Origin of the sequence: Saccharopolyspora indica, from assembly GCF_027853965.1 — a bacterium.
Lineage (GTDB): Bacteria > Actinomycetota > Actinomycetes > Mycobacteriales > Pseudonocardiaceae > Saccharopolyspora > Saccharopolyspora indica.
On sequence record NZ_JAQGLB010000002.1, the window covers coordinates 738540 to 745346 of the forward strand.

The 6807-nt window shown below is 70.7% G+C and carries 2 protein-coding genes; both read left to right on the plus strand.

Annotated elements, in window-relative coordinates:
• Positions 1–555 precede the first annotated feature (555 nt).
• Positions 556–5106 carry a glutamate synthase large subunit gene (gltB, locus tag OU416_RS07445; RefSeq protein ID WP_270926097.1) on the plus strand — a complete coding sequence of 1517 codons (4551 nt, stop codon included), beginning with the start codon at positions 556–558 and terminating at the stop codon, positions 5104–5106.
• Entirely contained in the window at positions 5099–6601 is a 1503-nt protein-coding gene (locus OU416_RS07450; protein ID WP_270926066.1) for a glutamate synthase subunit beta, read from the plus strand. The genes gltB and OU416_RS07450 overlap by 8 nt, the downstream gene beginning before the upstream one ends.
• The last annotated feature ends 206 nt before the right edge of the window (positions 6602–6807 follow it).

Below are 6807 nucleotides of genomic sequence, written 5' to 3' on the forward strand. Positions count from 1 at the left end.
GGGCGCTCTGAGCTGCAAAGATATCAGGGGCCGATCAACCGGCCGAGCGCCTGCGGGGTGTCCTGGAGCACGGACCCCCGCAGCGGCGACCCAGCGGCCGGATTCGGCGACGGACCGTGGTCACCGGAGCGCCCTTTCTCGTAGTATTCCTGCCCGGGAGGCGCGCATGAACAGCCTTCACAACCAGCCCCACCCCACCGCGCCCCAGGGGGCCGTGACGCAACCCGGCCCGGGAAACCCGGGAAACGCAAGATCAACAGGCGATGCAACCGCCACTGCGAATCGCGGAGAGGCGGTACTGTGACCGGGCTCTTAACCCACACGGGTGCGTTACAACAACATGGTCAGCATCACTTCTGGATTGCTGCTTCCGGGTATCGTGGCTGTTAAAGTTCTCTGAACGCTCCGGTCGCGAGCGGGCTTTCGAAAGCCCGGAAAACTTCTGTCGTGACACCGGAATCTGCGGGCCAGCGCCGTCCCGTGCCCAGAAGTCATGAAGTCAGGCCATTCGGGCCGCCGACTTCCAGCACGAGAATGACGAGGGAGGTCTGCGCAGTGGTCTTCTCCGCCGTCCCAGCAGCCCAGGGCCTGTACGACCCGGCTGCCGAACAGGATTCCTGCGGTGTCGCCATGGTCGCCGACATCCGCGGCCGCCGTTCGCACGGCATCGTCGCCGACGCGCTGACCGCGCTGGCGAACCTGGAGCACCGCGGTGCCGCCGGCGCCGAGCCGACCAGCGGTGATGGTGCCGGCATCCTGGTCCAGCTCCCGGACGAGCTGCTGCGCGCCGAGGCCGGCGTCGAGCTGCCCGCGGCCGACGAGACCGGGCAGCGCCGCTACGCCGCGGGCATGGCCTTCCTGCCCGCCGACCCCGACCAGCGCCGCCGCGCGATGGCGGTGGTCGAGCAGGTCGCCGCCGAGGAGCAGCTGCGCGTGCTGGGCTGGCGCGACGTGCCGACCACCCCGGAGAAGGCGGGCGTGGGCACCACGGCGCTCAAGTGCATGCCGCACTTCGCGATCCTGCTGGTGGCGGGGCAGCGCGACGAGGCGGGTGTGGCGCTGGACCGCCTGGCGTTCTGCCTGCGCAAGCGAGCCGAGCGGGCCGCAGCGGCGGAGGGCCTGGAGCTCTACTTCCCGTCGCTGTCCAGCCGGACCATGGTCTACAAGGGCATGCTGACCACCGAGCAGCTGCCCGCGTTCTTCCCCGACCTCACCGACGAGCGGCTGGTCAGCGCGATCGCGCTGGTGCACAGCCGGTTCTCCACCAACACCTTCCCGTCGTGGCCGCTGGCGCACCCGTTCCGCTACGTGGCGCACAACGGCGAGATCAACACGATCCGGGGAAACCGCAACCGGATGCGGGCCCGCGAGGCGCTGCTGGCCTCCGACCTGATTCCGGGCGAGCTGTCCCGGCTGTACCCGATCTGCGCCGACGACGGCTCGGACTCGGCTTCCTTCGACGAGGTGCTGGAGCTGCTGCACCTGGGTGGCCGCAGCCTGCCGCACGCGGTGCTGATGATGGTGCCGGAGGCGTGGGAGAACCACGCCGAGATGGCCCCCGAGCGCAAGGCCTTCTACCAGTTCCACGCCAGCCTGATGGAGCCGTGGGACGGCCCGGCCTGCGTCACCTTCACCGACGGTTCGCTGGTCGGCGCGGTGCTCGACCGCAACGGCCTGCGCCCGGCGCGCTGGTGGCGCACCGCCGACGACAAGGTCGTGCTGGCCAGCGAGACCGGTGTGCTCAACCTCGACCCTGCCCAGGTGGTGGCCAAGGGCAGGCTGCAGCCGGGCCGGATGTTCCTGATCGACACCGAGCAGGGCCGCATCGTCGACGACGAGGAGATCAAGTCGGCGCTGGCCGGCGAGCACGCCTACGACGAGTGGCTGCACTCCGGGCTGCTGAACCTCGACGAGCTGCCCGACCGCGAGCACGTGGTGCACACGCACGAATCGGTGGTGCGCCGCCAGCTGGCCTTCGGCTACACCGAGGAGGAGCTGAGCCTGCTGCTGGCGCCGATGGCCACCAGCGGCGGCGAGCCGCTGGGCTCGATGGGCGCCGACACCCCGCCCGCGGTGCTCTCGCAGCGCTCGCGGATGCTCTACGACTACTTCGTGCAGCAGTTCGCGCAGGTCACGAACCCGCCGCTGGACGCGATCCGCGAGGAGATCGTCACCTCGGTGGCGCGCGTGATGGGCCCGGAGCAGAACCTGCTCGACCCGTCTGCGGCGTCCTGCCGCCACATCCTGCTGCCCAACCCGGTCATCGACAACGACGAGCTGGCCAAGCTCATCCACGTCAACGACGACGGCGACCTGCCCGGTTTCGCCTCCGCGGTGCTGTCCGGCCTCTACGAGGTCGACGGCGGCGGCGAGGCGCTGGCCGAGGCCATCGAGCGGATCCGCGAGGAGGCCTCGGAGGCCATCGCCGCCGGTGCGCGCGTGCTGGTGCTCTCCGACCGCGACTCCGACCACAAGCGGGCACCGATCCCGTCGCTGCTGCTGGTCTCGGCGGTGCACCAGCACCTGGTGCGGACCAAGGAGCGGCTGCGCGTGGCGCTGGTGGTGGAGAGCGGTGACGCCCGCGAGGTGCACCACATCGCCACGCTGCTCGGCTACGGCGCCGCCGCGGTCAACCCGTACCTGGCGTTCGAGACCATCGAGGACATGATCGCCACCGGGCAGATCACCGGCTTCCGGCCGAAGGTGGCGATCCGCAACTACGTGCAGGCGCTGGTCAAGGGCGTGCTGAAGGTGATGTCCAAGATGGGCATCTCCACCGTCGGCGCCTACACCGCGGCGCAGGTCTTCGAGGCCGTGGGCCTGTCCGCCGACCTGGTCGGCGAGTACTTCGAGGGCACCACCTCCAAGCTCGACGGCGTCGGGCTGGACGTGCTGGCCGAGGAGGTCGCGCAGCGGCACCGCCGCGCCTACCCGGACAACCCGACCGAGCGGGTGCACCGCAAGCTGGAGGTCGGCGGCGACTACGCCTACCGCCGCGAGGGCGAGCTGCACCTGTTCACCCCGGAGACGGTGTTCCTGCTCCAGCACTCCACCAAGACCGGCAGCTACGACGTGTTCCGCGAGTACACGGCGGAGTGCGACCGGTTGTCGGCGGAGGGCGGCACGCTGCGCGGGCTGTTCCAGCTGGACAGCGGCCGGGCGCCGATCGACATCGACGAGGTCGAACCGGCCTCGGAGATCATGAAGCGGTTCTCCACCGGCGCGATGAGCTACGGCGCGATCTCCGCCGAGGCGCACGAGACGCTGGCGATCGCGATGAACCGCATCGGCGGCAAGTCCAACTCCGGTGAGGGCGGCGAGGACGTCGACCGCCTCTACGACCCGGAGCGGCGCTCGGCGGTCAAGCAGGTCGCCTCCGGCCGCTTCGGCGTGACCAGCGAATACCTGGTCAACGGCACCGACATCCAGATCAAGATGGCGCAGGGCGCCAAGCCCGGCGAGGGCGGTCAGCTGCCCGGCCACAAGGTGTACCCGTGGGTGGCCAAGACGCGGCACTCCACGCCGGGCGTCGGGCTGATCTCGCCGCCGCCGCACCACGACATCTACTCGATCGAGGACCTGGCGCAGCTGATCCACGACCTCAAGAACGCCAACGAGCACGCCCGCGTGCACGTCAAGCTGGTCTCCGAGATCGGCGTCGGCACGGTCGCGGCGGGTGTGTCCAAGGCGCACGCGGACGTGGTGCTGATCTCCGGCCACGACGGCGGCACCGGTGCGGCGCCGCTGACCTCGCTGAAGCACGCGGGCACGCCGTGGGAGGTCGGGCTGGCCGAGACGCAGCAGACGCTGCTGCTCAACGGCCTGCGGGACCGCATCACGGTGCAGGTCGACGGCGGTTTCAAGACCGGCCGCGACGTCGTGGTGGCCGCGCTGCTGGGCGCCGAGGAGTACGGCTTCGCCACCGCTCCGCTGATCGTCGAGGGCTGCGTGATGATGCGCGTCTGCCACCTCGACACCTGCCCGGTGGGCGTGGCCACCCAGAACCCGGACCTGCGCAAGCGCTACACCGGCCAGGCCGAGCACGTGGTCAACTTCTTCGAGTTCATCGCCCAGGAGGTGCGCGAGTACCTGGCGCAGCTGGGCTTCCGCACCCTGGACGAGGCGATCGGCCAGGTCTCCGCGCTCGGCGTGGACGAGGCGGTGCGCAGCTGGAAGTCCCGCGGCCTGGACCTGAGCCCGGTGTTCGCCGAGCCGGAGACGCCGTACTCGCCGGTGCGGCGCCGGGTCCGCGAGCAGGACCACGGCCTGGACCGCGCGCTGGACCGCACGCTGATCCAGCTCGCCGAGGCGGCGCTGGAGGACGCCCGCCCGGTGAAGCTGCAGCTGCCGGTGCGCAACGTCAACCGCACCGTCGGCACGCTGCTGGGCGCCGAGGTCAGCCGCCGCTACGGCGGCGACGGCCTGCCCACCGACACCATCCACGTCGAGCTGGAGGGTTCGGCCGGGCAGTCGCTGGGCGCGTTCCTGCCGCCGGGCGTCACGCTGGACATGGTCGGCGACGCCAACGACTACGTCGGCAAGGGCCTGTCCGGCGGGCGGATCGTGGTGCGCCCGCACCCGGATTCGGCGTTCGCCGCTGAGGACCAGGTGATCGCGGGCAACGTGATCGGCTACGGCGCGACCAGCGGCGAGATCTTCCTGCGCGGTCGGGTCGGCGAGCGCTTCGGGGTGCGCAACTCCGGTGCGCTGCTGGTCTCCGAGGGCGCCGGCGATCACGCCTTCGAGTACATGACGGGCGGTCGTGCGGTGGTGCTGGGCGGCACCGGCCGCAACGTCGGCGCCGGCATGTCGGGCGGCATCGCCTACGTGCTGGACCTGGATCCGGTGCGGGTGAACACCGCCATGGTGGAGCTGCAGCGGCCCAGCGCCAAGGAGCTCAAGTGGCTGCACGAGATCGTGCAGCAGCACCGCGAGCTGACCGGTTCGGCGGTGGCGGCCTCGCTGCTCGGCGACTGGCCGCGGCGCTCGGCGGCGTTCCGCAAGGTGATGCCGCGCGACTACCAGCGAGTCCTGGAGGCCATGCGGATGGCCAAGATCGAGGGCCGCGACATCGACGAGGCGATCATGGAGGCTTCCCGTGGCTGACCCGAGGGGATTCCTGAAGCACACCCGGGCCGACGCCCCCAAGCGCCCCACCGACGAGCGGCTGGGCGACTGGCAGGAGGTCTACGCCGCGCTGTCCACTGAGGACATGACCGCGCAGGTGTCGGAGCAGGCGTCGCGGTGCATGGACTGCGGCATCCCGTTCTGCCACTCCGGTTCGGCGGGCTGCCCGCTGGGCAACCTGATCCCGGAGTGGAACGACATGGTGCGCCGCGGCCAGTGGCAGGCGGCGGGCGACCGGCTGCACGCCACCAACAACTTCCCGGAGTTCACCGGCAAGCTGTGCCCCGCGCCGTGCGAGGCGGCCTGCGTGCTGGCGATCTCCCCGGAGGCGGGCGGCGCGGTGACCATCAAGCGCGTCGAGGAGACCATCGCCGAGGTCAACTGGGCCAACGATCACGTCACCGCGCAGGTGACGGAGGCGCACACCGGCAAGCGGGTGGCAGTGGTGGGTTCCGGCCCTGGCGGGCTGGCCGCGGCCCAGCAGCTGACCCGCGCCGGGCACGAGGTGACCGTCTACGAGCGCGACGACCGCATCGGCGGCCTGCTGCGCTACGGCATCCCCGAGTTCAAGATGGAGAAGTCCGTCCTGGACCGGCGGCTGGCGCAGATGCGCGACGAGGGCACGAAGTTCATCACCGGCTGCGAGGTCGGCGTGGACCTGACGGTCGAGGACCTGCGCGCCGGCTACGACGCCGTGGTGCTCGCGGTGGGCGCGCTGCGCGGCCGCGACGACACCACGATCCCCGGCCGGGAGCTCAAGGGCGTGCACCTGGCGATGGAGCACCTGGTCCCGGCGAACAAGGAGTGCGAGGGCGACGGCCCGGCGTCGATCTCGGCGCGGGGCAAGCACGTCATCATCCTCGGCGGCGGCGACACCGGAGCGGACTGCTACGGCACCGCCACCCGCCAGGGCGCGCTGTCGGTGACCCAGCTGGACAACTACCCGCAGCCGCCGACGGCCCGCGACGACGACCGCTCCCCGTGGCCGACCTGGCCGTACATCCTGCGCACCTACCCGGCGCACGAGGAAGCGGGGGAGCGCAAGTTCGCGGTGGCGATCGAGTCGTTCGTCGGTGACGACGAGGGCAACGTGCGCGCGGTCCGCCTGCGCGAGGTGAAGGTCCAGCGCGACGAGAACGGCCGCCGCCAGGTGGTCCCGGTCTCCGACGAGGTCCAGGAACTGCCCTGCGACCTGGCGCTGCTGGCGATCGGCTTCGAAGGCGTCGAGCGCATGCCGCTCCTGGACGGCCTGGGCATCGACCTGACCAAGCGGGGCACGATCGGCTGCGGCTCCAACTGGGAGACGACGACGCCCGGCGTCTTCGTCTGCGGAGACGCCCACCGAGGAGCCTCCCTGGTGGTCTGGGCGATCGCGGAAGGCCGCTCGGTGGCCAACGCGGTGGACGCCCACCTGACCGGCTCTTCCCAACTCCCATCCCCGGTCCATCCCACCGCACTCCCGCTGGCGGTCTGATTTTTCGAGGTGAAGGGCACCTTTCGCCAAGTAACTCGGTGAAAGGTGCCCTTCGCTCAACCCTCGAACGTGCGGCGCCACGCGAATGGGTTTGAGGTGAAGGGCACCTTTCACCAGCTAAGTTGGTGAAAGGTGCCCTTCACCTCGACTGCTTCGCGCGGTCTGATCCTTCGCCGCTGACGTGAGAAGTGGCCCGGGCGTGTGTG